Origin of the sequence: Streptomyces sp. NPDC032472 (genome assembly GCF_040636955.1) — a bacterium.
GTDB lineage: Bacteria > Actinomycetota > Actinomycetes > Streptomycetales > Streptomycetaceae > Streptomyces.
This window is the reverse complement of record NZ_JBEZVK010000013.1, coordinates 125,257-148,332: the sequence shown is the minus strand read 5'-3', so window position 1 is coordinate 148,332 and position 23,076 is coordinate 125,257. Positions and strand designations below refer to the sequence as shown.

19 protein-coding genes are annotated in these 23,076 nt (G+C 72.2%); 9 read left to right on the top strand and 10 right to left on the bottom strand.

All coding sequences use genetic code 11. The features are described from left to right. Positions 1-103 precede the first annotated feature (103 nt). Positions 104-736, top strand: coding sequence for a DnaB-like helicase C-terminal domain-containing protein (locus AB0F11_RS11340; RefSeq protein WP_362170830.1), 633 nt, complete (start codon positions 104-106; stop codon positions 734-736). Positions 737-1,385: 649 nt separating this feature from the next. On the opposite strand, the gene AB0F11_RS11335 is transcribed toward AB0F11_RS11340, so the two are convergent. The 3 genes from AB0F11_RS11335 to AB0F11_RS11325 all read right to left on the bottom strand — a co-directional run bounded on the left by AB0F11_RS11335 (position 1,386) and on the right by AB0F11_RS11325 (position 2,815). Further along, on the bottom strand, positions 1,386-1,730 hold the full coding sequence (locus AB0F11_RS11335) for a hypothetical protein (RefSeq protein WP_362170774.1): 345 nt from the start codon (positions 1,728-1,730) through the stop codon (positions 1,386-1,388). Positions 1,731-1,887: 157 nt separating this feature from the next. Then, a complete protein-coding gene (locus AB0F11_RS11330) occupies positions 1,888-2,364 on the bottom strand; it encodes a macro domain-containing protein (RefSeq protein ID WP_362170771.1) in 477 nt (158 codons plus the stop codon). Between the two features lie 52 nt (positions 2,365-2,416). Continuing rightward, entirely contained in the window at positions 2,417-2,815 is a 399-nt protein-coding gene (locus tag AB0F11_RS11325; RefSeq protein ID WP_362170768.1) for a hypothetical protein, read from the bottom strand. Positions 2,816-3,065: 250 nt separating this feature from the next. Between AB0F11_RS11325 and AB0F11_RS11320 the strand changes: the two genes are divergently transcribed. Both AB0F11_RS11320 and AB0F11_RS11315 read left to right on the top strand, forming a co-directional pair. Continuing rightward, positions 3,066-4,286 carry a pyridoxal phosphate-dependent aminotransferase gene (locus tag AB0F11_RS11320; protein WP_362170765.1) on the top strand — a complete coding sequence of 407 codons (1,221 nt, stop codon included), beginning with the start codon at positions 3,066-3,068 and terminating at the stop codon, positions 4,284-4,286. 115 nt (positions 4,287-4,401) lie between these two features. Further along, the gene (locus AB0F11_RS11315) at positions 4,402-4,821 is read left to right on the top strand and encodes a hypothetical protein (protein ID WP_362170762.1); all 420 of its coding nucleotides are present in this window, start codon (positions 4,402-4,404) and stop codon (positions 4,819-4,821) included. A 181-nt stretch (positions 4,822-5,002) separates the two neighbouring features. Here the strand turns inward: AB0F11_RS11315 and AB0F11_RS11310 are convergent, their stop codons facing one another. Then, positions 5,003-5,470, bottom strand: a complete 468-nt coding sequence (locus tag AB0F11_RS11310; RefSeq protein ID WP_362170759.1) for a hypothetical protein — start codon at positions 5,468-5,470, stop codon at positions 5,003-5,005. A gap of 137 nt (positions 5,471-5,607) precedes the next feature. Between AB0F11_RS11310 and AB0F11_RS11305 the strand changes: the two genes are divergently transcribed. From AB0F11_RS11305 to AB0F11_RS11290, 4 genes are all read left to right on the top strand, one after another. After that, positions 5,608-6,687 carry a hypothetical protein gene (locus AB0F11_RS11305; RefSeq protein WP_362170756.1) on the top strand — a complete coding sequence of 360 codons (1,080 nt, stop codon included), beginning with the start codon at positions 5,608-5,610 and terminating at the stop codon, positions 6,685-6,687. A gap of 14 nt (positions 6,688-6,701) precedes the next feature. Continuing rightward, positions 6,702-7,922, top strand: a complete 1,221-nt coding sequence (locus tag AB0F11_RS11300) for a toxic anion resistance protein (protein WP_362170753.1) — start codon at positions 6,702-6,704, stop codon at positions 7,920-7,922. 134 nt (positions 7,923-8,056) lie between these two features. Next, complete coding sequence (locus AB0F11_RS11295) at positions 8,057-9,625, top strand: VWA domain-containing protein (protein WP_362170750.1); 1,569 nt, start codon at positions 8,057-8,059, stop codon at positions 9,623-9,625. Beyond that, the gene (locus AB0F11_RS11290) at positions 9,612-10,256 is read left to right on the top strand and encodes a hypothetical protein (RefSeq protein ID WP_362170748.1); all 645 of its coding nucleotides are present in this window, start codon (positions 9,612-9,614) and stop codon (positions 10,254-10,256) included. The genes AB0F11_RS11295 and AB0F11_RS11290 overlap by 14 nt, the downstream gene beginning before the upstream one ends. Before the next feature lie 140 nt (positions 10,257-10,396). On the opposite strand, the gene AB0F11_RS11285 is transcribed toward AB0F11_RS11290, so the two are convergent. Next, positions 10,397-12,223, bottom strand: a complete 1,827-nt coding sequence (locus tag AB0F11_RS11285) for a phosphoenolpyruvate carboxykinase (GTP) (RefSeq protein WP_362170746.1) — start codon at positions 12,221-12,223, stop codon at positions 10,397-10,399. Positions 12,224-12,434: 211 nt separating this feature from the next. On the opposite strand from AB0F11_RS11285, the gene AB0F11_RS11280 reads away from it, so the two are divergent. Together AB0F11_RS11280 and AB0F11_RS11275 are read left to right on the top strand one after the other, a co-directional pair. Continuing rightward, positions 12,435-13,118, top strand: a complete 684-nt coding sequence (locus AB0F11_RS11280; protein ID WP_362170743.1) for a hemolysin III family protein — start codon at positions 12,435-12,437, stop codon at positions 13,116-13,118. A 134-nt stretch (positions 13,119-13,252) separates the two neighbouring features. Continuing rightward, positions 13,253-13,852, top strand: a complete 600-nt coding sequence (locus AB0F11_RS11275; protein WP_362170740.1) for a hypothetical protein — start codon at positions 13,253-13,255, stop codon at positions 13,850-13,852. Positions 13,853-13,896: 44 nt separating this feature from the next. Here the strand turns inward: AB0F11_RS11275 and AB0F11_RS11270 are convergent, their stop codons facing one another. The 5 genes from AB0F11_RS11270 to AB0F11_RS11250 form a co-directional block, all read right to left on the bottom strand. After that, entirely contained in the window at positions 13,897-16,320 is a 2,424-nt protein-coding gene (locus tag AB0F11_RS11270) for a galactose oxidase-like domain-containing protein (protein ID WP_362170738.1), read from the bottom strand. 22 nt (positions 16,321-16,342) lie between these two features. Then, the gene (locus AB0F11_RS11265) at positions 16,343-17,530 is read right to left on the bottom strand and encodes a glycosyltransferase family 2 protein (RefSeq protein WP_362170736.1); all 1,188 of its coding nucleotides are present in this window, start codon (positions 17,528-17,530) and stop codon (positions 16,343-16,345) included. 5 nt (positions 17,531-17,535) lie between these two features. Further along, positions 17,536-19,119: a phospholipid carrier-dependent glycosyltransferase gene (locus AB0F11_RS11260; protein WP_362170827.1), complete on the bottom strand. Its 1,584-nt coding sequence runs from the start codon at positions 19,117-19,119 to the stop codon at positions 17,536-17,538. Positions 19,120-19,235: 116 nt separating this feature from the next. Further along, positions 19,236-20,603: a glycosyltransferase gene (locus AB0F11_RS11255; RefSeq protein WP_362170733.1), complete on the bottom strand. Its 1,368-nt coding sequence runs from the start codon at positions 20,601-20,603 to the stop codon at positions 19,236-19,238. A gap of 243 nt (positions 20,604-20,846) precedes the next feature. Next, the gene (locus AB0F11_RS11250; protein ID WP_362170730.1) at positions 20,847-22,910 is read right to left on the bottom strand and encodes a thioredoxin domain-containing protein; all 2,064 of its coding nucleotides are present in this window, start codon (positions 22,908-22,910) and stop codon (positions 20,847-20,849) included. Positions 22,911-23,076 lie beyond the last annotated feature (166 nt).

Sequence of the window (23,076 nt, the reverse complement as noted above, 5' to 3'; positions counted from 1 at the left end):
TGGCCGTGGACATGGCAGCCAGGCATCGTCCGCTACGGCGGACCGTCTCCACTGTGCGGGGGAGGGCGCACCCCGCTGAGGTACAACCTGAGCGGGGTGCGTCCTGGGCCGCAGCACCCTTCTGCAGAACATCTGCCAGTGGAACGCCGGGGGCACGCTCGGCGGCCGGGACGAGGAAGGCATGGTGGTGCCCGTCCTGCTCCCGTCCGCCGAGCAGAGCGCGGAGCAGATCACGGTTCGCGCACTGGTCACGGCCGGGCGGGTGGCCAGAGACCACGTCCGGACGGGCGAGCTCGTGGAGGAGGACCTCCGCCGGCTGGCGCGTGCCCGCTCGATCCTCCAGGTGGCCCCGCTGTTCGTCCTGGCCCCGGCCGTACTGGGGACGGGCAGCTGGTGGAGCACGCCCGGCGCCTGGTGCGCGAGCACCAGGTCCAGCTGGTCGGGGTGGACGGCCTGGACGCCGTGGGACCCGGTCGCCACCACCCCACTCGGCGCCGTCTCGCGGCGACGCGACAGATCGCTACACGGTCTCTCACATCTCGGCGTCCGGCGGCCATTACGCGACAGACCGCTGCCCACATCAGCCCGTTCGGCATCCGGCTCCGGTCCGCGCCCAAAGAGCGCCCACCGGCGGCCCAGGCGCACTCACCGCAGCAATCAACCGTCCCTTGGACGTTGGGATGCTTCATACGACCCGAAGACGGCCGCCAGTCGCCGAGCAAGAGGCAAAACGTAGCGATCCAACGCGCCCACCAGCCAGGGACGGTCGTCGGCCGCCGAGACGTGAGGGACCACGTAGCGTTCTGCTGCGCTACCAGCCCAAGACGGCCGCCGGACGCCGAGACGAGAGGAGCGCGTAGCGATGTGGGGCGCTCCCCGCTCCTGGCAGCCATTTCGTCGACGTCTGGTGCAGGTCGGAGCCCCTCGGCTCCGGAGAAAGCCCTCTTGCGCGTCTTGGCGGCTCGGCTGCCCCGATGCCCGGTGCCGGGCAGGGGTGGTGGTCCCAGGCGGAAGGATTCCGCACATCGCGACCCGGCCCTGCCCTCTCTGACGAGGGACGAGGCCGGACATGACCCCCTGGCCATCCTTCGGGGGCTTCCCGGCAGCTCTTTGGCATTTCGGTTCGTGTCGGCTTGTCAAGGGTCGCCGAAGGCGATCGCGCAGCGACGCGACGCAGGAGCGCCCTTGACGAGCCGGCGCGAACCGAAAGGACAATGGGCGGCCGGGACGCCCCCGGACGCCCCCCGACCCCGATCGACCGTGACCCCGCCCCTCAGCTCCCGGCCGGCCGATCCATCCGCACCCGCCCCGAAGCCCCGCCCCGCCGACGCAGCCCAGCCCAGCCCTCTCTCCCCCCCACGGGAGCCCCCGCCCCCCGACATGGGTCAGCTGAAGACGACCGAGCGGAGGAGGAGGCGTTCGCTTGCGCGGCCGCCCGGGCGGAGGGAGTAGTGGTCGCCCGTGCAGTCGGGCTCGGTGAAGACCACCGCCGTCGAGTCGGTCAGGTTGCGCGGCGAGTGGGCCGGGGAGCTGGCGCCCGGGTCCGCCACCTCGGGCAGGGTGATGCACTCCCCGCTGGCCGGGTTCTCCAGGACGCCCACCTGCGGGCTGCCGTTCAGGCCGCTGTAGACGTAGACGAAGTCGCCCGTGGCCGCGGACGCGGAGGCGGGGATGGTCAGGACAAGGGTCAGGGCGCCGAAGGCGGCGACGGCGGCATTGCGAAGACGCATGGAAAGGGGATCCCTTCACAAGGAGCAACAACCACAAGGAGCGACAACGTGCGGGAGCCACCTTTCCGGCGCACCGCCTCCCGGGTCACTGGTCCGCCCCCGGCGAATCGATCCGTCGTCGCCTGAACGGAGCAACCTCCGTGTCACCGCGCGCCCCTCACCCGTGGTCGTAGACCGTCACCGCCACCCCCCGCTCGCACAGCGCCCCCCTGACCAGCGGTTCGATGCGGGACCACTTGCCGCCCGCCAGGCCGCAGCCGATGCGCGGCATGTGGACCGAGGCGTCCAGCTCGACGGCGTGGTCGGCGAGGGCGGCCAGGCAGCGTTCCACCGCGTCGTAGCGGATCGGGACACCGGCGCTGCCGGTGCGTATGCCGTGCTGGCCGACCATGTTGGCGACCCAGGTGTCGGGCCGGACCCGGACCAGCCGGACCGAGCCCAGCCCGAAGTCGTTGCCGGCGCGCCCCCGGTGCCAGGCCCGGTAGTCGGCCTCGGGCTCGGGCCAGCGTTTCGAGAGGGCCAGGACGAAGCCCTTGCCCCAGCCGCCGATGTCGTTGCAGACGTGGGCGATGATCTTCGGCCCCTTGGCCTGCGGGCTCGTCGCGTCCCCTTTGATGATCTGCAGCGGTGTCATCTGCCCACGGTACGCAGGGCCACTGACACATCCCGGCCCGGCGGGACCCCGCCTACGCCCGCACCCGTACGAAGCCGCCCCGCGCCGCTCCCGAGCCGAGCAGGTGGGGCCAGTCCGGCTCCGCGGGCAGGGACTCCAGGGAGAGCACGAGCGCCCCGCCGGCCTGCTCGACGTCCGCGCACCAGTCGGCCGTGGCGTCCGGGCCGCAGGGCGCGCCGGAGCCGTCGACCACCGGGGCGCCGAGGGCCGGGATGACGAGCCCCGCGTCACCGGGGCCGTCCACGAGGCACAGCGTGAGCATCGGGGCGATCATCCAGCCTTCGCACACGGGCACCCGCCCGTCGGGCGCGGCGAGGACCGGCAGGGCTTCGTGGACGGAGGTGTCGGCCAGCAGGAGCGCAGGGCGGTCTGCACCCCGTACGAACAGGGCGTTCTCGGGATCGAAGAGCATCGGGCCACTCTCGCAGACCCTGCCGCGCGGCCGACGAGGCCCGGCCGCGGCCAAGGTGACGAGCGCAACACCGCCCTGCCGCTGATCCTGCGCACCCCACCGATTCCGCAGGTCGGGGCCGGGCTCAGCCCCCGTTTCCAAGGGTTCGGCGGGCCGCCGGCCTCCCATCCCGCTAAACGGGACATTTCCCTCGCGCTGCTTCGGCGGAGAAACCGCAGCGGCCCCGCCGCCAGGCCCGTAAGCTCCCGTCATGCAGGTGATCCAGTCAACGAAACTCGCCAATGTCTGCTACGAGATCCGCGGCCCCGTGCTCGAAGAGGCCATGCGACTCGAAGCAGCAGGTCATCGCATCCTCAAGCTGAACACCGGCAACCCCGCGGCCTTCGGCTTCGAGTGCCCGCCGGAGATCCTCGAGGACATGCTCCGCAACCTGGGCAACGCCCACGGCTACGGGGACGCGAAGGGGCTGCTCTCCGCGCGCCGCGCGGTCATGCAGCACTACCAGACCAAGGGCGTCGACCTGGACGTCGAGGACATCTACCTCGGCAACGGTGTTTCCGAGCTGATCCAGATGTCGATGCAGGCGCTGCTCGACGACGGCGACGAGGTGCTCGTCCCGGCGCCGGACTACCCGCTGTGGACCGCCTCCGTGAACCTCGCCGGCGGCACCGCCGTGCACTACCGGTGCGACGAGCAGTCCGACTGGATGCCCGACCTCGCCGACATCGAGCGCAAGGTCACCGACCGCACCCGCGCAATCGTGATCATCAACCCGAACAACCCGACCGGCGCCGTCTACGACGACGAGATGCTGCGCGGTCTGACGGACATCGCGCGCCGCCACAACCTGGTCGTCTGCTCCGACGAGATCTACGACCGGATCCTCTACGACGGCGCCACGCACACGAACACCGCCGTGATCGCGCCGGACCTGCTGACCCTCACCTTCAGCGGGCTGTCCAAGAACTACCGCGTCGCCGGCTACCGGTCCGGCTGGATGGCGGTCTGCGGCCCGAAGAAGCACGCGGCCTCGTACATCGAGGGCCTGACGATCCTGGCCAACATGCGCCTGTGCGCGAACATGCCCTCGCAGTACGCCGTCGCGACGGCCCTCGGCGGCCGGCAGTCGATCCAGGACCTGGTGCTGCCCGGCGGGCGGCTGCTGGAGCAGCGCGACACCGCGTACGACCTGCTGACGCAGATCCCGGGCGTCACCTGCGTGAAGCCGAAGGGTGCGCTGTACCTGTTCCCGAAGCTCGACCCGGCCGTCTACAAGATCAAGGACGACCGGCAGATGGTCCTGGACCTCCTGCGCGCCGAGAAGATCATGGTGGTGCACGGTACGGGCTTCAACTGGCACGAACCGGACCACTTCCGCATCGTCACGCTGCCGAACGCGAAGGACCTGGCGGACGCGGTGACCCGGATCGGGAAGTTCCTGGACGGGTACGGCCAGGTAGGCCAGCCGTAGGGCCGTCACCGCCCCTCGCCGCGAGCGGGGCTCCAACCTGACTCAAGTCAAGATCAAGCACAACTTTAGAACGAATCCAATGTAGGATGGTCTCCTGACACGCAGGAGGCCACCTATGTACGAGCCGATCCGGACCAAGCCGGCCGTCCACCGTGTGGGCGGCCGCCACTCCGACCATCACGCCGACCACTCCGGCGGGTACCCGCACAGCAGCCGCGCCGAGGCGCTGGACATGCAGCTCGCGGGACACCTGTCTGCCCTGCTCACGGTCACCGACGAGCTGGGCCTCGACGGGGCCGCCGCCCGCATCGCCGCCGAGGTGGCGCGCCTGCGCGGCAGCGAGCCCGCCCGTGCGCCGCACGCCTCGGCCGCGGATCCCGCCAAGCTGCACCAGCGGGCGCACGACCTCGCAGGGCGGGCGCTGGTCGTGGCCGCGTCCCGCGCCGACACCACCGTCGCTATCCTCGCCGCCGAGCGCATGGACGCGCACGCCGCCGCCCTGGCCTCCCCGAGGCCGGCCGGCAGCAGCCTCTGACCGGCCCCGGTCCGGGGCCGCGGAGGCTCCGGACCGGGCGCCATGCCGGGCGGCCGGCCCGCGCCCGCATCACGCCCCGCACATCTCCTCGCCCGCGTCACGGCGCCCACGTCACGGCGCCCGCATCACGGCGCCCACGTCACGGCGCCCGCATCACGGCGCCCACGTCACGGCGCCCGCATCACGGCGCCCGCTCGAACTCCGCCCCCGCCACCCCGCACCACGGCACCGTCGCCGCCGGCCAGACCGGGCCGACGGCCTCGCCGCGCTCCGTGGCTCCCGGGGCCACGCCCGGGACCTTCACCAGCGCCTGGGCCGCCCGCTCGCCCGGGACCGCCTCGGCCTTCTCGCGGAACTCCACCGTGACGACGTACGCGCCGACGCCCCCGGGCCGGCCCGCCGCCTCCACCGCGGCGACCACGCGCCGACTCACCGGATCGACCCGGCACCCGCTGACCCGTACGTCCTCCACCGCGGCCCGCGGAGGACCGGCTCCGGCCGCCCCCGCCCCTCCCGGACCTCCGCTGGCCCACACGTACAGACCCAACGGGGCGAACACGAGCCCGGCGGCCAGGGCCACCAGCCCGACCAGCCAGCCCTGCCACCTCAACGCGCCCACGCTCCGGCTCCCGCTCACGCTCACGGCCATGCCACGATGTTGGCGGCCCGCTGCCCCCGCTGCCAGCACCCGCCGATTCATACGGCATTTCGAAGTGGGACCGCTTGGTCACCCGGCGTTCACCCAACTCGGCGCGGAATGTGGGTTTCCGTGAGCAGGCTGCCCCCGTGAGACGCATCCTGGCAATCGCCCTGGCCGTCCTCCTCCTCGGCGGTGTGATCTACATCGTCGCGTTTCGAGGTGATGGCGGGACCGGGGGCACGGCAACGAAGACCGTGCATGGCGTGATCGGGTCGGAGAAGTCCGAGTACTTCCGCGATCCCGACGTCGTCAAGGCCCTGAAGGACAAGGGCTACACCGTACAGACCGAGACCTCAGGCTCCTGGGCGATGGACCGACTCGCCCTGAACAAGTACGACTTCGCCTTCCCGGGCAGCAGCGAGCCGGCCGCGGAGATCGAGGCCGCGGCCGGGGTGAAGGGCGCGCAGACCGCCAAGCCCTTCTTCTCCCCCCTCGTCGTCATCGCCCGCGCAAACGCCGCCAAGGTCCTCGCCGACAGCGGCCTGGTGAAGATGACCGGCAAGAACTCCGGGACCCTGCTCATGGGCCCCTACCTCAAGGCCGCCGGCGAGGACCGCACCTGGCAGCAGCTGCCCGGCTCCGCCCCGTACGCGGAGCTCACCGGGACCGTGTTCATCAAGACCACCGACCCGGCCACCTCCAACTCCGGCGCGCTGTTCCTCGCCGCCACCTCCAACGTCGCCAACGACAACAAGGTCGTCGCCGACGAGGCGGCGATCGAGCGGACCGCGCCCCTGATGCGGAAGCTGATCTCCGTCCAGGGCGCCCTGGAGCCGAGCACCGACGACCCGTTCCGGGCCTTCATCAGCGGCAGCGGCGAACCGCTCATCCTCGCGTACGAGTCCCAGGTGGCGGCCCTGGTCCAGCAGAAGCAGGCCCCCGGCGACATGGTCGTCCTCTACCCGGACACCACCGTCAACTCCCCGCACACCTTCGTCCCGATCAAGGACAGCGCCAGGGAGCTTGGCACCCTGCTGGCCACCGACCCCAAGCTGCGCGCCCTCGCGGTCAAGCACGGGTTCCGGCCGCAGGACGGCGTGCCCGAGTTCACCGCCGCGACGGCCGCGCACGGCGCCTACCTCAACCCGGAGCTGACCGGCATCCGCCAGGTCAGCGCACCCACCGTCAAGATCCTCACGGCGCTGGCCGAGCGCGCCAAGGGCTAGGGGGACCACCACCGATGACACTGTCACCTCCCGAGGACGGCCCGCTCGTCCTCAACGCACCCGAGCCCGTGCCCGCCGTGAAGCGGGAGCAGGCCGCAGGCCTGGTCCCGCTGGAGGACGGCGTCCGCGACGAGATGGCCCGCCGGGCCGGGGAGTACGTCGACGCCCTGGCCGGCATCGACGCCCGCTCCCCCGAGTTCGCCGGTCGCATCGGCGAGATCACCGCGCTCGGCGCCGCCGACATGCGCACCGCCGACCGGCAGTCCAACCGGATGCTGGAGCGGGCCGTGCGCGCCCTCGGCCCGTCCGGCTCCGCCGGCTCCGGCGGGGGCGCAGGGGGCGGCGACGCCCAGGCCCGGGTCGCGGGCTCGCTGGTCGAGCTGCGGCGCACCGTCGAGGACCTCGACCCGCGGGACACGGCCGCCAAGGGGGCCCGCAAGCTGCTGGCGAAGCTGCCGGGCGGCAACCGGTTCCGCGACCACGTGGCGAAGTACGCCTCCTCGCAGACCACCCTCAACCGGATCGTGGGCGCCCTGCGCAGCGGCCAGGACGAGCTGCGCCGCGACAACGCGGCCCTGCACACCGAGCGGACCCGGCTGTGGGAGACCATGGCCCGGCTCCAGGAGTACGCGGTGCTCACCGAGGCCCTGGACGCGGCCGTGGAGCAGCGGATCGCGCAGACCTCGTACACGGACCCGGAGGCGGCCGACGCACTCCGCGCCGACCTGCTCTTCCCCGTCCGGCAGAAGCACCAGGACCTGCTGACCCAGCTGGCGGTGTGCGCGCAGGGCTATCTGGCGATGGACGTGGTCCGGCGCACCAACGACGAGCTGATCAGGGGCGTGGACCGGGCGGCGACGACGACGGTGTCGGCGCTGCGGATCGCGGTGATGCTGGCCTCGGCGCTGGACAACCAGCGGCGGGTGGTCGAGCAGGTGGGGGCGCTGCGGTCGACCACCGAGGAGCTGATCCGGGGCAACGCGCAGATGCTGGCCTCGCAGAGCGGGCAGGTGCAGCGGATCGCCGCCGATCCGGCGGTGGGGGCGGAGACGTTGCGGGCGGCGTTCGCGGAGATCTACCGGACGCTGGATGCGATCGACTCGTTCAAGGTGCAGGCCGCCGAGAGCATGGCGGCGACCGTGGAGTCGCTGAGCGGGGAGTTGGAGGCGGCGTCGGGGTATCTGGCGCGCGCTCGCAGCGCCGGGGCTGGGCTGGACGGGGGTGCGGGGCAGTGAGCCGTTCGCCGTTCCGGGGGCCGCTGCGCGGAGCCTCTCCCCGCCCCGCCCCTTCCCGCAGTATCGATCAGCGGCTCCGCCGCGGGTGGGGCTCCGCCCCGGACCCCGTTCGCCTCAAGCGCCGGCGAGGCTTGATGTGCCTGGCCCTCGCGGCTCTCGTCGGGGTGGCGGGTTGTACGTCCGACGGGGCCGCCAAGCCCACCGAGTCGAAGTATCAGGACGGCAAGCTGCGGGTGTTGGCCTCCAGTGAGCTCTCCGATATGGAGCCCGTGCTCAAGTCGGCGAAGGCCGCGACCGGGGTGAGCGTCGAGTTGACCTGGTCGGGGACGTTGGACGCGGCCGAGCAGGTTGCCTCCGGCAGGGCCGACGGCAAGTACGACGCGATCTGGCTGTCCTCCAACGACTACCTGCGGCTGCGGCCCGAGGCCGCCGGGAAGCTCAGCAGTGAGACGCCGGTGATGTCCTCGCCGGTCGCGCTGGGCGTGCGGCCCGATGCGCTGGCCCGGCTCGGCTGGAAGCCCGAGGAGGTGACCTGGTCGGCCGTGCACGAGGCGGTGGCGGCAGGGAAGCTCACGTACGGGATGACCGACCCGGTGCGGTCCAACTCGGGCTTCTCGGCGCTGGTGTCGGTGGCGTCGGGGCTCTCGGGCGCACAGGCGGCGCTGACGGACGCGGACGTGCAGGCGGCCCAGCCGAAGCTGAAGCAGTTCTTCGCCGGGCAGCGGCTGACGTCGGGCTCCTCGGGCTGGCTGGCGACGGCGTACACCAAGCGCGGCGACGTGGACGCGCTGATCAACTACGAGTCCGTGCTGCTGTCGATGAACCGCGACGCGAAGACGAACCTGACGGTGATCCGGCCGCGCGACGGCGTGGTCACCGCGCACTACCCCCTGACGCTGCTGACCTCGGCGCCGGCCGGGGCGCGCGAGTCGGGGCGGGCCCTGACGGACTGGCTGCGGGGCGGTGAGGCGCAGAAGGCGATCACGGAGCGGACGTTCCGCCGGCCGGTGGCGGCCGGGGTGGCGCCGGCGGCCGGGCTGAACGCGGAGAAGCGGCGCGAGCTGCCGTTCCCGGGGACCCGGCCGGTCGCGGACGGGCTGCTGGCGAGCTACGAGAACGAGCTGCGCAGGCCCTCGCGGACGGTGTACGTGCTGGACACCTCGGGCTCGATGGCTGAGGAGAACCGGATCGGCCGCCTGCGCGACGCGCTCACCGAGCTGACGGGCACGGGGAGTTCGGGGCCCGGGCAGCGGTTCCGGGACCGCGAGGAGGTGACGTTGCTGCCGTTCGGCGACAAGGTGAAGAAGGTGCTGACGCACGTAGTCGAGCCGGGCAATCCGCAGCCGGCGCTGGACTCGATCCGCGGGGACGTGAAGTCGCTGTCGCCCGACGGGGGCACGGCCGTGTACGCGAGCCTGAAGGCGGCGTACGAGCACCTGGGCAAGGGCAACGCGGACGCGTTCACCTCGATCGTGCTGATGACGGACGGGGAGAGCGGGGACCGGGCGAAGGACTTCGAGACGTTCTACGCGGGCCTGCCGGAGGCGCAGAAGCACACGCCGGTCTTCGCGGTCGTCTTCGGCGACTCCGACCGCAAGGAGCTCAGCCGGATCACGGAGGTGACCGGCGGACGGCTCTTCGACGCGACCGGCGGCAACGGCTCGCTCCAGGGGGCCTTCGAGGAGATCCGTGGCTACCAGTAGAGCGGCGAGCAGAGACCCGGGGCGGGTGTCGAAGGGCGCGGCCCTGCGCTACCTGGAGTCGAAGAAGAACCTGGCCGGCTGCGCCTGCGGCGTGGCCGGGGTGGGTCTGACCCTGACGGGGGCCGCCGGCACGTGGTGGCCGGCGGTCGTGGCCGGGCTGTACGGCGTCGGCGCGCTGCTCGCCCCGCCGGAGCCGCCCGAGCCGCCGCCGCCGGGGAACCCGACGGACCGGCTGGACGAGGTGCGCGAGCGGTTCGGGCGGCTGAAGGAGTACCTGGCGGAGGTGGAGCTGCCGGCCTCGGCCGAGGGGCGCCTCGCGGAGCTGCTCGAGGTGTACGGGGCCCTGCTGGAGCCGGGGTGGGTGGCCGAGGCGCTGGCCGGTGAGGCGGAGTCGGTGCACGCGCTGTCGCGGGCGATCGGGGTGGACGTGCCGGAGTGCGTGGACACGTACAACCGCACCCGCTGGTGGACGCGGATCACGCCGGGCGGGGAGTCGCCGGAGGGGCACCTGGAGCGGCAGCTGGCGCTGCTGCACGAGGAGGCGGAACGCGTGGCGGCGGACCTCCGTGAGACGGAGGCCCGCCGCCAGCAGACGCACACGACCTACCTGGAGGAGCGCGGACGCTCCTGACCAGGGGTGTCAGGCCGTGGCTGCGGTGGGCGCCGCTTGGTCGGGGGCTCCCACAGCGGTGGGAATCGCTTGGTCGGGGACTCCCACGTTCTTCGGCCCTTCTTCAGGGCGCGCCCCTCGCGCGCGAGGGGCGGTCCGGCTCAGCCCAGGCGCTCGACGAGCGCGTGGTACTGGTCCCACAGCTCCTTGGGAGTGTGGTCGCCGTAGGTGTTGAGGTGCTCGGGGACCAGGGCGGCCTCCTCGCGCCAGACCTCCTTGTCGACGGTGAGGAGGAAGTCGAGGTCCGCGTCGGCGATCTCGAGGCCGTCGAGGTCGAGGGCGGCCTTGGTCGGCAGGATGCCGATGGGGGTCTCGACGCCCTCGGCGGTGCCGTCGAGGCGGCCGACGATCCACTTCAGAACGCGGCTGTTCTCGCCGAAGCCGGGCCAGACGAACTTGCCCGCGTCGTTCTTGCGGAACCAGTTCACGTAGTAGATCTTCGGGAGCTTGGCCTGGTCCGCGGAGGCGCCGACCTTGATCCAGTGGGCCATGTAGTCGCCCATGTTGTAGCCGCAGAACGGCAGCATGGCGAACGGGTCGCGGCGCAGCTCGCCGACCTTGCCCTCGGCGGCGGCGGTCTTCTCGGAGGCGATGTTCGAGCCGATGAAGACGCCGTGGTTCCAGTCGAAGGACTCGGTGACCAGCGGGACGGCGGAGGCGCGGCGGCCGCCGAAGAGGATCGCGGAGATCGGGACGCCCTTGGGGTCCTCCCACTCGGGGGCGATCGTCGGGCACTGGGCGGCCGGGACGGCGAAGCGGGCGTTGGGGTGGGCGGCCGGGGTCTCGGACTCCGGGGTCCAGGCGTTGCCCTTCCAGTCGATGAGGTGGGCGGGGGCCTCCTCGGTCATGCCCTCCCACCACACGTCGCCGCCGTCGGGGGTGAGCGCGACGTTGGTGAAGACGGTGTTGGCGTACATCGTCTTCATGGCGTTGGCGTTGGTGTGCTCGCCGGTGCCGGGGGCGACGCCGAAGAAGCCGGCCTCCGGGTTGATCGCGTAGAGGCGGCCGTCCTCGCCGAAGCGCATCCAGGCGATGTCGTCGCCGATGGTCTCGACCGTCCAGCCGGGGATCGTGGGCTCCAGCATGGCGAGGTTGGTCTTGCCACAGGCGGACGGGAACGCGGCGGCGACGTAGCGGGCCTCACCCTGCGGCGGGGTGAGCTTGAGGATCAGCATGTGCTCGGCGAGCCAGCCCTCGTCGCGGGCCATGACGGACGCGATGCGCAGGGCGTAGCACTTCTTGCCGAGCAGGGCGTTGCCGCCGTAGCCGGAGCCGTAGGACCAGATCTCGCGGGTCTCGGGGAAGTGCGAGATGTACTTGGTGGTGTTGCAGGGCCACGGCACGTCGGCCTGGCCCTCGGCGAGCGGAGCGCCGAGGGTGTGGACGGCCTTGACGAAGAACCCGTCGGTGCCGAGCTCGTCGAGGACGGCCTTGCCCATGCGGGTCATGGTGCGCATGGCGACCGCGACGTAGGCGGAGTCGGTGATCTCGACGCCGATCGCGGAGAGCTCGGAGCCGAGGGGGCCCATGCAGAACGGGACGACGTACATCGTCCGGCCCTTCATGGAGCCGCGGAAGATCCCCTTCTCGCCCGCGAAGATGTCCTTCATCTCCGCCGGGGCCTTCCAGTGGTTGGTCGGGCCCGCGTCCTCTTCCTTCTCGGAGCAGATGAAGGTCCGGTCCTCGACGCGCGCGACGTCGGACGGGTCGGAGGCGGCGTAGTACGAGTTCGGGCGCTTGGTCTCGTCGAGCTTCTTGAACGTTCCCTTGGCGACGAGCTCCTCGCACAGGCGCTCGTACTCCGCCTCGGAACCGTCGCACCACACGATGCTGTCGGGCTGGGTGATCGCTGCGATCTCGTCAACCCAGGCGATCAGCGCCTGGTGGTTCGTCGGGACGGTGGTGGGAGCCGCGTTGTCGCGCGCCACGATTGCTCCTTGTTGAGGGGTTTGTTTGGTGTATGCCCCGTGGGGGCTGCGACCCGGACGCTTCGCGCTCCGCTCATCCGGTGCCGACCGCACTCATCTGATCATCCGGTGCATGTGCGCATATGTCCAGGGGGCCTCTCACGTGAGCATCGCCACTCCCGTCAATCTTCCGTAAAGAGCACTAACGGAAACCTACGGACCCGTAGGTAGCATGGCGGCCATGACTTCTGACGCCGCAGCCGTGCCGGCCGCCGCCGCGCCGGAGGCCAAGCCGCTCATGCGCGGCTGGCTGCACACCGGGATGTTCCCCGCCGTGGTCGTCGCCGGCCTGGCGCTGATGGCCTTCACCGACTCGGCCAAGGCACGGGTGGCCTGCGGGGTGTACATCCTCACGGCCTGCCTGCTCTTCGGCGTCAGCGCCGTGTACCACCGCGGCACCTGGGGCCCGCGGGGCGAGGCCATCCTGCGCCGGCTCGACCACGCCAACATCTTCCTCATCATCGCGGGGACCTATACCCCGCTGACGGTGCTCCTGCTCCCGCCCTCCACCGGACGGACGCTGCTGTGGGCGGTGTGGCTAGCGGCCGCGGCCGGGATCGCCTTCCGCGTCTTCTGGGTCGGCGCCCCGCGCTGGCTCTACACGCCCTGCTACATAGCGATGGGCTGGGCGGCGGTCTTCTTCCTGCCCGACTTCCTGCGCACCGGCGGCATCGCCGTGCTCGTCCTGGTGATCGTCGGGGGCCTGCTGTACAGCGCGGGCGGGGTCATCTACGGGCTCAAGCGGCCCAACCCCTCGCCCCGCTTCTTCGGCTTCCACGAGGTCTTCCACTCCCTGACCCTCGCGGCGTTCGTCGCCCACTACGTCGGCATCTCGCTCGCCGCGTACCAGCACTAGGCGTTGCAGGTCGGGCAGCCGGCCCGGGCGGCGCGCCCGCGCGGGCCGGGCCGGCCCGGCGTACCGTCGAATGGGGGAAGATCCGCCAGTCGGTCGGCTCGGGGAAGATCACCGAAGTCCCGGAGGGGTACGTCATGAAACTCCGGCAGAGCCGGGCCCTGCTCGCTCCCTGCATGATCCTGGCGCTGGCGCCGGCGCCCGCCGCGGCCGCGACGGCCACCGGGGCGGCGGCCGTCCCCACGATCTGCCACAAGCTGTCCACCAAGACGGACCAGTACACCCTGGGCTGTCGCGAGGGCGTGCGGCAGGGCCGTGCCGCGGGCTTCGCGGACGGCAGTCAGCCCTTCTGCGCGCGGCGCACGATGCCGCTGGCCCCGGTCAAGCCGACGGTGTTCGAGCAGGGGAAGATCGCGGGCTGGAAGTACGGCTACGACACGGCGTACGCGGCTGCGTACAACAAGAACTGCGCCGGCAAGCAGACGGCGCCGAAGCCCCCGCCGCCGCCCCCGGGGACGCAGCAGACGCAGGAGAGCATGTTCGCGCTGGGCAAGCAGTCCGGTGAGACCCTGGGCGCTCAGGACGCCAAGTCCTGCAACAACACCCGGCCCAACGCCAACCTGACCCCGGGCACGGACCCTCTCGTCATCGCCTTCCAGAACGGCTACCGCGTCGGCTACGACACCGCCTACGACGAGGCGTATCGGCAGAACTGCCTGAAGAAGACCGGCCCGTGACACGGCGTGGGTGACGTGTCACGGGCCGGCCCCGCCCCCTGCTGCTAGCCGCAGGCGTGGCCGTCCCGGTCCGGGTCCAGGCCGAGCGGGTCGCTGCCGTGGACCCTCATGCGCGCCGGGTAGCGGTGGGCGGCCAGCCAGTAGCAGCGGGCCTTGCCGGTGTCCTCCACCTCCGCCGGGAAGGCCGTCGGGACGCACTGGTTGACGGTGCCGTAGTGGCGGTCGCAGCCGGCGGTGCTCGGGGCGACCGGGACCGAGTCCCGCCGCTCGGGGTTCTGCTTCGGCGCCGCCTGCGGGGCGTCGGCGAAGTCGTGGACGTGCGGCGAGGGCTGCTGCCGGGTGGCGGCGAGGGCCGAGGGGCCGCCCAGGTGCACCCAGGTCGCCACCGACGGGATGCCGTTCGCATCGACCCCGAAGAGCATGTACCAGCCGGGCGGCGCCAGGTTGGGGTTGCTGGTGACGTTGAGGTCGACGGTGGTGTTGTTGACCACCGTCAGCGGCAGGTCCACGAACCGCTGGTTGGGGTCCGAGGAGTGGGTGACCGCCGCCGGGCGGATCAGCTCGGCCTTGGCGATCGGCCGGTCCACGGTGATCCGCTGCGTGTCCCCGTACACCCACTGGGTGTCGATCACCGAGGTCAGCTTCGGGCGCGGGCCCTTGAACAGGTACGGCGGCGTGTAGATCGACACGTTGTGGTTGTACGTGCCGTTGCCGGGGTTGTCTCCGACCGTCATCACGCGCCCGTCGGGCAGCAGGAAGGCCCCCGAGTGGTACGTCCGCGGGATCGGGTCGGACGGCAGGCCCGCCTGGTAGGTGTCGGTGACCGGGTCGAAGAAGGACGCCTCGTACACCGGGTCGGCCCGGTCGTGGAGCCCGCCGCCGGTCTCCAGCACCTTGCCGTCGGGCAGCAGGACGGCCGAGACGTACATCTTGCCCTCGGCCCCGGCCTGCGGGCGCTGGCCGGTGCCGGTGTCGACCAGGCCCTGCGGGAGGTCCGGGCCGGCCCGGTAGGAGGGGTTCGCGGCCTTGAGGTCGATCAGGTCGGTCAGCCGGTTCGCCGCCGGGTTGGTCTCGTTGTTGCCGCCGCCGATGGTGAGCACCCGCTGGTCCTGCGCGGGCGGCAGCAGCACGCTCGCCGACTCGTCGCGCTCGTCCTTCTTGCGCAGGCCGGGCACGTCGGTGATCGTGTTCGCGGTGTAGTCGTAGATCGAGGCGCCGCTGCCCTGGGTGCCGTTGCCGAAGGTGTGGCTGCCGGAGTAGAAGAGCCGCCCGTCCTGCATGAGGATCATCGACGGGTACAGCCCCCAGTACGACCAGGTCTGGTTGACCTCGTTCATCGGCAGCCACTTGCCCTGCGCCGCCGAGAACCTCTCCGCGGTGACGTTGCCCGTGGAGTCCTCCTTCAGGCCGCCGAAGGAGATCACGTCGCCGTTGCCGAGGACGGTCGCCGACGGGTACCAGTGCCCGCCGTTCATGTCGTTGGTCTTCGTGTACGTCTCGGTCGCCGGGTCGAAGAGGTACGAGTCCTTCAGCCCCTGGTAGCCGATCTTGCCGTCGGCGGACGGGTAGCCCTTGTTGCCGCTCATCACCAGGACCCGGCCGTCCGAGAGCTGCACGTGGCCCGAGCAGAACATGTCGACCGGCGTCGGGATCGTCTTGAAGCTGCCGTTGGCGGGGTCGTACACGGCCGACGTGAAGGTGCCCGCGTTGAACTGGGAGATGTCGTTGCCGGAGCCCGCGATCAGCAGCACCTTGCCGTTCTTGAGTACGACGGCGTGCATCGAGCGGACCGGGTTCTTGGCCGGGATCACCTCCCAGGCGCCCTTGGCGCACTCCTGCGGGGTGCCGGTGCAGCCGGGCTGTGGCGGGACCGCGCCGACCTCCTCGACCGCGTAGTCGTCGGTGGTCAGCGTGCCCGTTCCGTAGACGGACAGCCCCCAGGTGATCTTGTCGGTGTTCGGCGGGACGGCGGGCGTGCGCACCTCGGTGCGCGCCCAGCCGGCGCTGACCGGCGGGTTCTGCAGGTCGGTCCAGTACTGCCAGCCGGCGGTCGTGTCGTGCCGGAAGACGGTCACCGACACGTCCGGGGTGTCCGACTTGTACCAGGCGGACAGGTCGTACTGCCTGCCCGGTACGACGGTCGGGGCGCAGGTGGCGTTCTCGGTGACCAGGGCCTTGCGGTCGCCGGTCACCCGGCGGGTGAGGGAGACGCGCATGGCCTTGGTGCCGCTGTGGGCGTCGGCGACGGTGGTGAAGGAGAAGTCGTTGTCGCCCCAGCCGGACTTCTCCCAGCAGGACGGCATGTCGGCGCCGGGCGCGCCGGCGGTCTCGAATCCGGGGTTGGTGAGCAGGTTGGGCGGTCCGGCCGTGGCCTGCTGCGGTGCGGTCAGCAGCAGGCCCGCGGTCATCGCCCCGACGGCGGCCAGGGCGGCCCGCCGCCCGGTCCGCCGCCGGATGGAGCGTGGCATGGACGTTTCCCTTCTGTGCGGCTCAACTCCTGGTGGTGTGCGGGGTACGGGAGGCGCCGGCGGTACGGGAGGACCGGCGCGGCAGGTAGACGAGGGCCTCGGTGGCCGCGAACCGCAGGACGAAGGTGGTGACCAGGGCGAGCGCGGTGGCGGGCAGCACGGCCAGGGCGAACCGGTCGACGAACAGGGCGATCAGCGGGATGCGCAGCAGCAGGTCGGCGTTGGCGAGCAGGGCGAAGCGGCCGAGGCGGTCCGTCCAGTGCCGGTGGCGGCGCCGGTCGCGGAACAGCAGCAGCTCGATGAGGAGGAAGTTCCACAGCACGCCGGCCTGGTTGGCGGCGATCTCGGCGGGCAGGTAGTGCAGCCCGGCACGGGTGAGCAGCCACAGCGCGAGCAGGTTCGGGACGAAGCCGGAGAGCCCGATCAGCCCGAAGCCGATCATCCGGGCCAGCGGGGTCGCGGACCGCAGCGCCGCGAGGTGGGCGAGGAAGCGCATGCCCTCGCGGGCGCCGGACTTCGAGGCGCCGGCATAGCGGTCCTGGAAGACGAACGGCACCTCGGCGACCTTCGCGGGGCGGCAGCGCACGGCCAGCTCCAGCAGGATCTTGTAGCCGAGGGGTTGGAGGGCGTCGGCGGCCACGGCCCGGCGGCGCATCGCGAAGAAGCCGCTCATCGGGTCGCTGATCCCGCGCAGGGCGCGCGGGAAGAGCCCCTTGGCCAGCCAGGTCGCACCGCGCGACACGGCGACGCGGTAGTTGCCGGCGAGGCCGGCGCGGCTGCCGCCGGGCAGGTAGCGGGAGGCGACGACGAGTTCGGCGCCGGTGCGCTCGCCCTCGCCGACGAGCTCGGGCACCAGGTGGGGCGGGTGCTGGAGGTCGGCGTCCATGACGACGATCCAGTCGGTCTCCGCGCGGGCGATCCCCTCGACGACGGCGCCGCCGAGGCCGCCGTGCGCGGTCTCCCGGTGCAGGACCGCGACCGGGAAGGGGCAGGCCGGTGCGGCCTTCTCGATCACGGCCGGGGTGTCGTCCGTGGAGTCGTCGACGAAGAGGACCTCGCAGGGCGGGCCGGCGGGGAGGGACTCGGCGAGCCGGGAGAGCAGTTCCCCGATGTTCCCGGCCTCGTTGAAGGTCGGGATGATCAGGGTGACGCTGCCGCGGGCGGGTTCCTCCGCCGGCTCCCGCACGTGGGCCGTGGCCAGGTCGGTCATGCGGGTCAGCTCCCCTTCGGGCGGTCGGCGGAGTCGGTCCGGCGGATCTCGATGCGGTCCTCGCCGGAGCCGAAGACGGCCACCGCCGTCGAATGCTCCAGCGCCGCCCTGACGTTGGGGAGGTCACGGGCGTCGCGGCGGACGGTGGGCGAGGAGACGACGTAGTCGATGTCGCGCCAGCCGTGCGGGAGGGTCCTGGTGACCGCCGGGTCGAGGTCCGCTTTGTAGAACCAGATCGCGCCGAGGCCGGGCGCGTAGCCGTGGTGGACGGCGTCCAGCCACAGCGCGTCGTCGAGCAGCACCCGGGTGTGCGCCGGGTCGGGGACCTCGTGCCCGAGCCAGGCCGCGGCCTGCCGGTACGGGGCGTTGGCGTCGGCCGTGAGCGCCGTGCGGTCGCCCTCGTACCAGCGCGGCAGGACGTACGCCGCGGCCGCGACGGCGAGGGCGCCGAGCAGCAGCCGGCGCCCGTACGTGAGGGCCCGGCGCTCGGCGGGTCCGCGGCGACGGCGCAGTACGGCGTGGGTGACGGCGGCCGCCGCGGCGGCGAGGACCAGCGCGAGGAACGGCAGCGCCTGGATCACGTACATCGCCGGCAGGTAGCCGGAGGGGCGCAGGGCGACGGCGGCGAGGAGGGCGGCGGCCAGCGCCGGGCCGGCCAGGGCGCGGGCGGTGACGGAGCGCCGCAGGACGGCGAGGAGCAGGAGGGCGCCGGCCAGTCCGCCGAGCGGCAGGACGGTGTCGTAGTAGAGCCAGGAGCGCAGGACGCCGTTCGAGCCGGAGCCGGGGGTGAGGAGGAAGCCGGAGCCGGGGCGGCTCATCTGGTAGGTGATGCCGTCGAGGAGGGAGACGTGTCCGGCGCCGGGCAGGAGCTCGCTGTTGAGGAGGGCGTACAGCGGGTACGAGAGTCCGATCAGGGCGCAGGCGGTGACGGCTCCGGTGACGGCGAACTTGCGGGTGTCGCGGTGGCTGTGGCGCCACATCGTCACCAGCAGCGCCGGCAGCACCACCAGCATCGTCTCCTTGGTCAGGACGGCGATGGCCGCGGCCAGCCCGGACGCGAAGTGGTGCCACAGGTGCCGGCGCGGGGAGGCGGCCAGGCAGAACGCCAGCAGCATCCACATCACGGCGAGGTTGTCGAGGAAGATCTCCCGCTGCAGGACCACGGAGAGCGGTGAGAGCCCGAACAGGGCCATGGCGAGCCCGGACGCCCAGCGCGGCAGCCACAGGCGGCGGGCGAGGACGTAGAGCAGCACCGAGCTCGCGGCGGACACGGCGAGCATCGACAGGCGCATCGGGGCGACGGTCATCCAGTCGGGCGTGACGAGGGACGGCAGGTAGGTCAGGGCCGCGATCTGGATCCAGCCGAGCGGCGGGTGGTCGTACCAGTACGTGTAGTGGGCCAGGCCCTCGCCCTGCTGGACGGCCCAGGCCTGGGCGAGGTAGGTGCCCTCGTCGTCGCTCAGGGTCGGGAAGTCGGTGATGTTCCAGCCCTGTACGGCGATGATCACGAGCAGCAGGGCCCCGCAGAGCAGCAGGTCGGGGCGGGAGGAGCGGAAGCGGACCGGCGGCCGGGCCGGCGCGGGCCGCACCCCGAGGCCGCCGCGGCGCGGGGCGGGGACGCGGGGCCCGGCGGTGGCGGTGGCGGCGGTGGGGCCGGCGGCTGCCGGGCCGGTGTGGGGATCCGCGGCCGTGTGCAGGGTGGCGGTCACTGGTGGCTTTCCTCTCGGCTCGCGGTGGACTCGGTGGCAAGGGAGGGCACGGGAGCCGGGGCGGCACCGTCGTCGGGGGCAGCGGCGGCGGGGGCCTCGGCCAGGTGGGCCCCCGTATGGCTGGTCAGCTCCCACTCGTTGCGGCCGCGCTGCTCGCGCCAGACCGCGCGGATCGCCGCGCCGGCCAGCATCACCTGGTAGAAGGGCCCGCCCGCGATGAGCTTGGCGTAGTGGACGAGGCGGATGCGCAGCCCGTACTGGCGGCCGAAGTCGTGCAGCCCGACGATCTCGAAGACGAAGGTGACCATCGCGGTGATCATCGGCAGGAAGGTGGTGATCGCGATGCCGACGGGCACGTCGAGGAAGAGGGCAACGGCGGCGTTGACCGGGATGATCACCCCGGTCGCCGCCTGCATGAACGGGGTCATCAGCGTGTGGCGGGCCAGCCAGCGCTGCCCGCGGCCGGGCAGCTGCTGCCAGTCCTTCTTCCGGTAGACCTGCAGGAAGCCCTGGTTCCAACGGGTGCGCTGCTTGAGCAGGCTCAGCAGCGAGCCGGGCGTCTCCTCGCGGGTGACCATGTCGGAGTCGTACGCGACGACCACCTTCTTGCCGGCCGACGACAGCCGAACGCCCAGGTCGCAGTCCTCCGCCAGGCAGTTCTGGTCCCAGCCGCCGGCCTCGCGCAGCACGCCGGTGCGGACGAAGACGGTGTTCCCGCCGAGCGGGATGAACCCCTTCTCCGCGTGCAGGTGCAGGCGGGAGCGGAACCAGAAGAAGTACTCCAGGCAGTTGCGCAGGCTGTACCAGCTGGAGTGGAAGTTGATGAGCTGGACGCCGCCCTGGACCACGTCGGCGCCGGTGGCGCGGAAGGCGTGGTCGACGTGGGCGAGCAGCTCGGGGTGGACCTGGTCCTCGGCGTCGAAGACCCCGACGATGTCGCCCCGGCAGTGCGGGAGGGCGGTGTTGAGGGCCTTGGGCTTGTTCTTGGTCTCGTTGTGGTCGACGACGACCCGGACGCGCTCGGGCGCGCGGGCGGCGGCGGCCTCGGCGACGGCGGCGGTGCCGGGGTCGTCGTGGCCGACGATGACGATGACCTCGTAGTCGGTGTGGGTCGATTCGAGCAGCCGGTCGATGGTGTGGCGGAGCACCGCCTGCTCGTGCCGGGCGGGCAGGAGCAGCGAGAAGGCGAGGCGGCCCTCGCCGTCGGGCCGGTCGAAGCGGGTCGAGGCCAGCGTCTCGGGCGTGCGCCAGGCGTGCATCTGCCACCACAGGGTGAAGGCGGCCATCCAGAACAGCGCGACCGACAGCACGGTGACGAACGCGGAAACGAACACAGAGGTGTACACACTGCCCCCCACAGCCATGCGGTCGAGAGCGCAGCACGGCGCTCCCGGCCAACCCCCCAGGGGATCAGGCCGGCCCCCCGGCCCGCCTGCCCCCGCTTCCCCCCTCGGGCGCACCCCCCAGTGCGCCGTCTCGGAGCCACCCCCGTGACTCCCGAAGCCATGAGACTAGACAGCGAACATGAAACTCAGGAGCCGCTCGAATAAAAATCGCGTGTCCGAAATGATGCGCCGCCAACCGGAATTGACGCTACTCCGGCGGAATCACGGGCGAACCCGACCCAACTGCTCGGCGAGCTCGACCGGATCGGTCGTAGGCCGCGCGCAGACGAAATGCCGACACACATACGCCGTGGGAAGGTCGCGTACGAGTGTGCGCTCGGCCAGAAGGGGGAACTCGCCCCCGCTGTCGTCCGCCGCCTGCGGCAGCCCGACCGCCACCACCGCCCCGGGAGCCGTCCCCAGCAACGCGGCCCGGTGCAGCTGCGCCCGCGCCGGATCGTCCGGGTGGCCCACCACGGCCACCTCCCGCGGACCGTCCAGCAGCGCCTCGGCGACCGCGAGCCCGTGCCCGATGAAACGGGGCACGCGCGGGCCGAGCGCGTGGACCACGCCGAGCGCCCGCTCGGCCGCCGTACGGTGGGCCTCGGAGCCGGTGTGCGCCGCGTACGACAGCAGCGCCCCGGCGGCGGCCGTCCAGCCGGAGGGGGCCGCGGTGTCGGTGGGGTCCTGGGGGCGGCGGATGAGCTGCTCGGCGTCGTGCGCGGTGTCGTAGAGGGAGCCGTCCTCGGCGGTGAACCGGTCCAGGACCAGGTCGACGAGGAAGCCGGCGAACTCCAGCCAGACGCCCTCGCCGGTCACGGACGCCAGCGCGAGGAAGCCCTCGGCGACGTCGCCGTAGTCCTCCAGCACCCCCGCGTTCGCGCCGGCCCGGCCGTCCTTGCTGGTCCGGGCCAGCCGCGGGGCCCGGCCGGCCTCGGCCTCGAAGTGGACCCGTACCAGCAGGTCGGCGGCCTCGGTGGCCCGCTCGACCAGGTCGGGCCGGTCGAAGTAGGCCCCGCACTCGGCGAGGGCGGCGATGGCCAGGCCGTTCCAGGCGGCGACGATCTTGTCGTCGCGGCCGGGCGCGGGCCGCTCGGCGCGCGCCTCCAGCAGCCGCCGCCGGATGTCCGCGATCCGCTCCGCGTCCACGACCGGCCCGTCCTGGGGCAGCTGGAGCACGGAGCGGCCGTGTTCGAAGGTGCCCTCCTCGGTCACCCCGAAGTACGCGGCCGCCAGCGCCCCGTCGGCCTCCCCGAGCACCTCGGCCAGCTGGGCGGGTGTCCAGGCGTAGTAGGCGCCCTCCGCCGGCTTGCCGGTGTCGGGGTCCTCGCTGTCTGCGTCGAGGGCGGATGCGAAGCCGCCCTCGGCGGTGCGCAGGTCGCGCACCATGAAGTCGGCGGTCTCCAGCGCGACGCGCCGGGCGAGGTCCGAGCCGGTGGCCCGCCACAGGTGCGCGTAGACCCGGCACAGCAGGGCGTTGTCGTACAGCATCTTCTCGAAGTGCGGGACGACCCACTCGCGGTCCACGGAGTAGCGGGCGAAGCCGCCGCCGAGCTGGTCGTAGATGCCGCCGCGGGCCATGGCCTCGCAGGTGTCGGCGGCCATCTGCAGGGCGCCCTCGGCCCCGGTGCGGGCGTGGTGGCGCAGCAGGAACTCCAGCACCATCGACGGGGGGAACTTCGGCGCCCCGCCGAACCCGCCGCGCACCGCGTCGTACTCCCGGGTCAGCCCGAGCAGCGCCTGCGCCAGCTCCTCCGGGCCTGGGCTGCCGGCCCGGCCGTAGTCCAGCTGCCGGCCGGCCAGGTCCCGTACGATCCGCTGCGCGACGTCGGCCACCTCCTCGCGGCGACCCGTCCAGGCGGTCCGCACTCCCTCCAGGACCTGCAGGAAGGACGGCATCCCGTGCCGGGGCTCCGGCGGGAAGTAGGTGCCGAAGTAGAAGGGCTCGGCGTCGGGGGTGAGGAACACGGTCATGGGCCAGCCGCCCTGGCCGGTGGCGGCCTGGACGGCCTCCATGTAGACGGCGTCGACGTCGGGCCGCTCCTCGCGGTCCACCTTGATGTTCACGAAGTGCTCGTTCATGTACGCGGCGGCGAGCTCGTCCTCGAAGGACTCGTGCGCCATGACGTGGCACCAGTGGCACGCAGAGTATCCGACCGACAGCAGAACGGGTACATCACGCCGTTTCGCTTCCTCGAACGCCTCGGGTCCCCACGGCCACCAGTCGACCGGATTGTCAGCGTGCTGAAGCAGATAAGGCGAGGTCATACCAGCCAACCGGTTCATACGACCCAGCCTCTCACAGCGCCTGGCGCGGCCGATGAAGCCTTCACGGGATCGCTTGGCTTGACTGAATTCCACGTGTGGGCCATCACGTGGCGGCCTGCTCATGCCTCCTTCGAACCGGGCGGCCCGACCCCTTGGAACAGCAGGCTGGGCGCAGCAGTGCCGG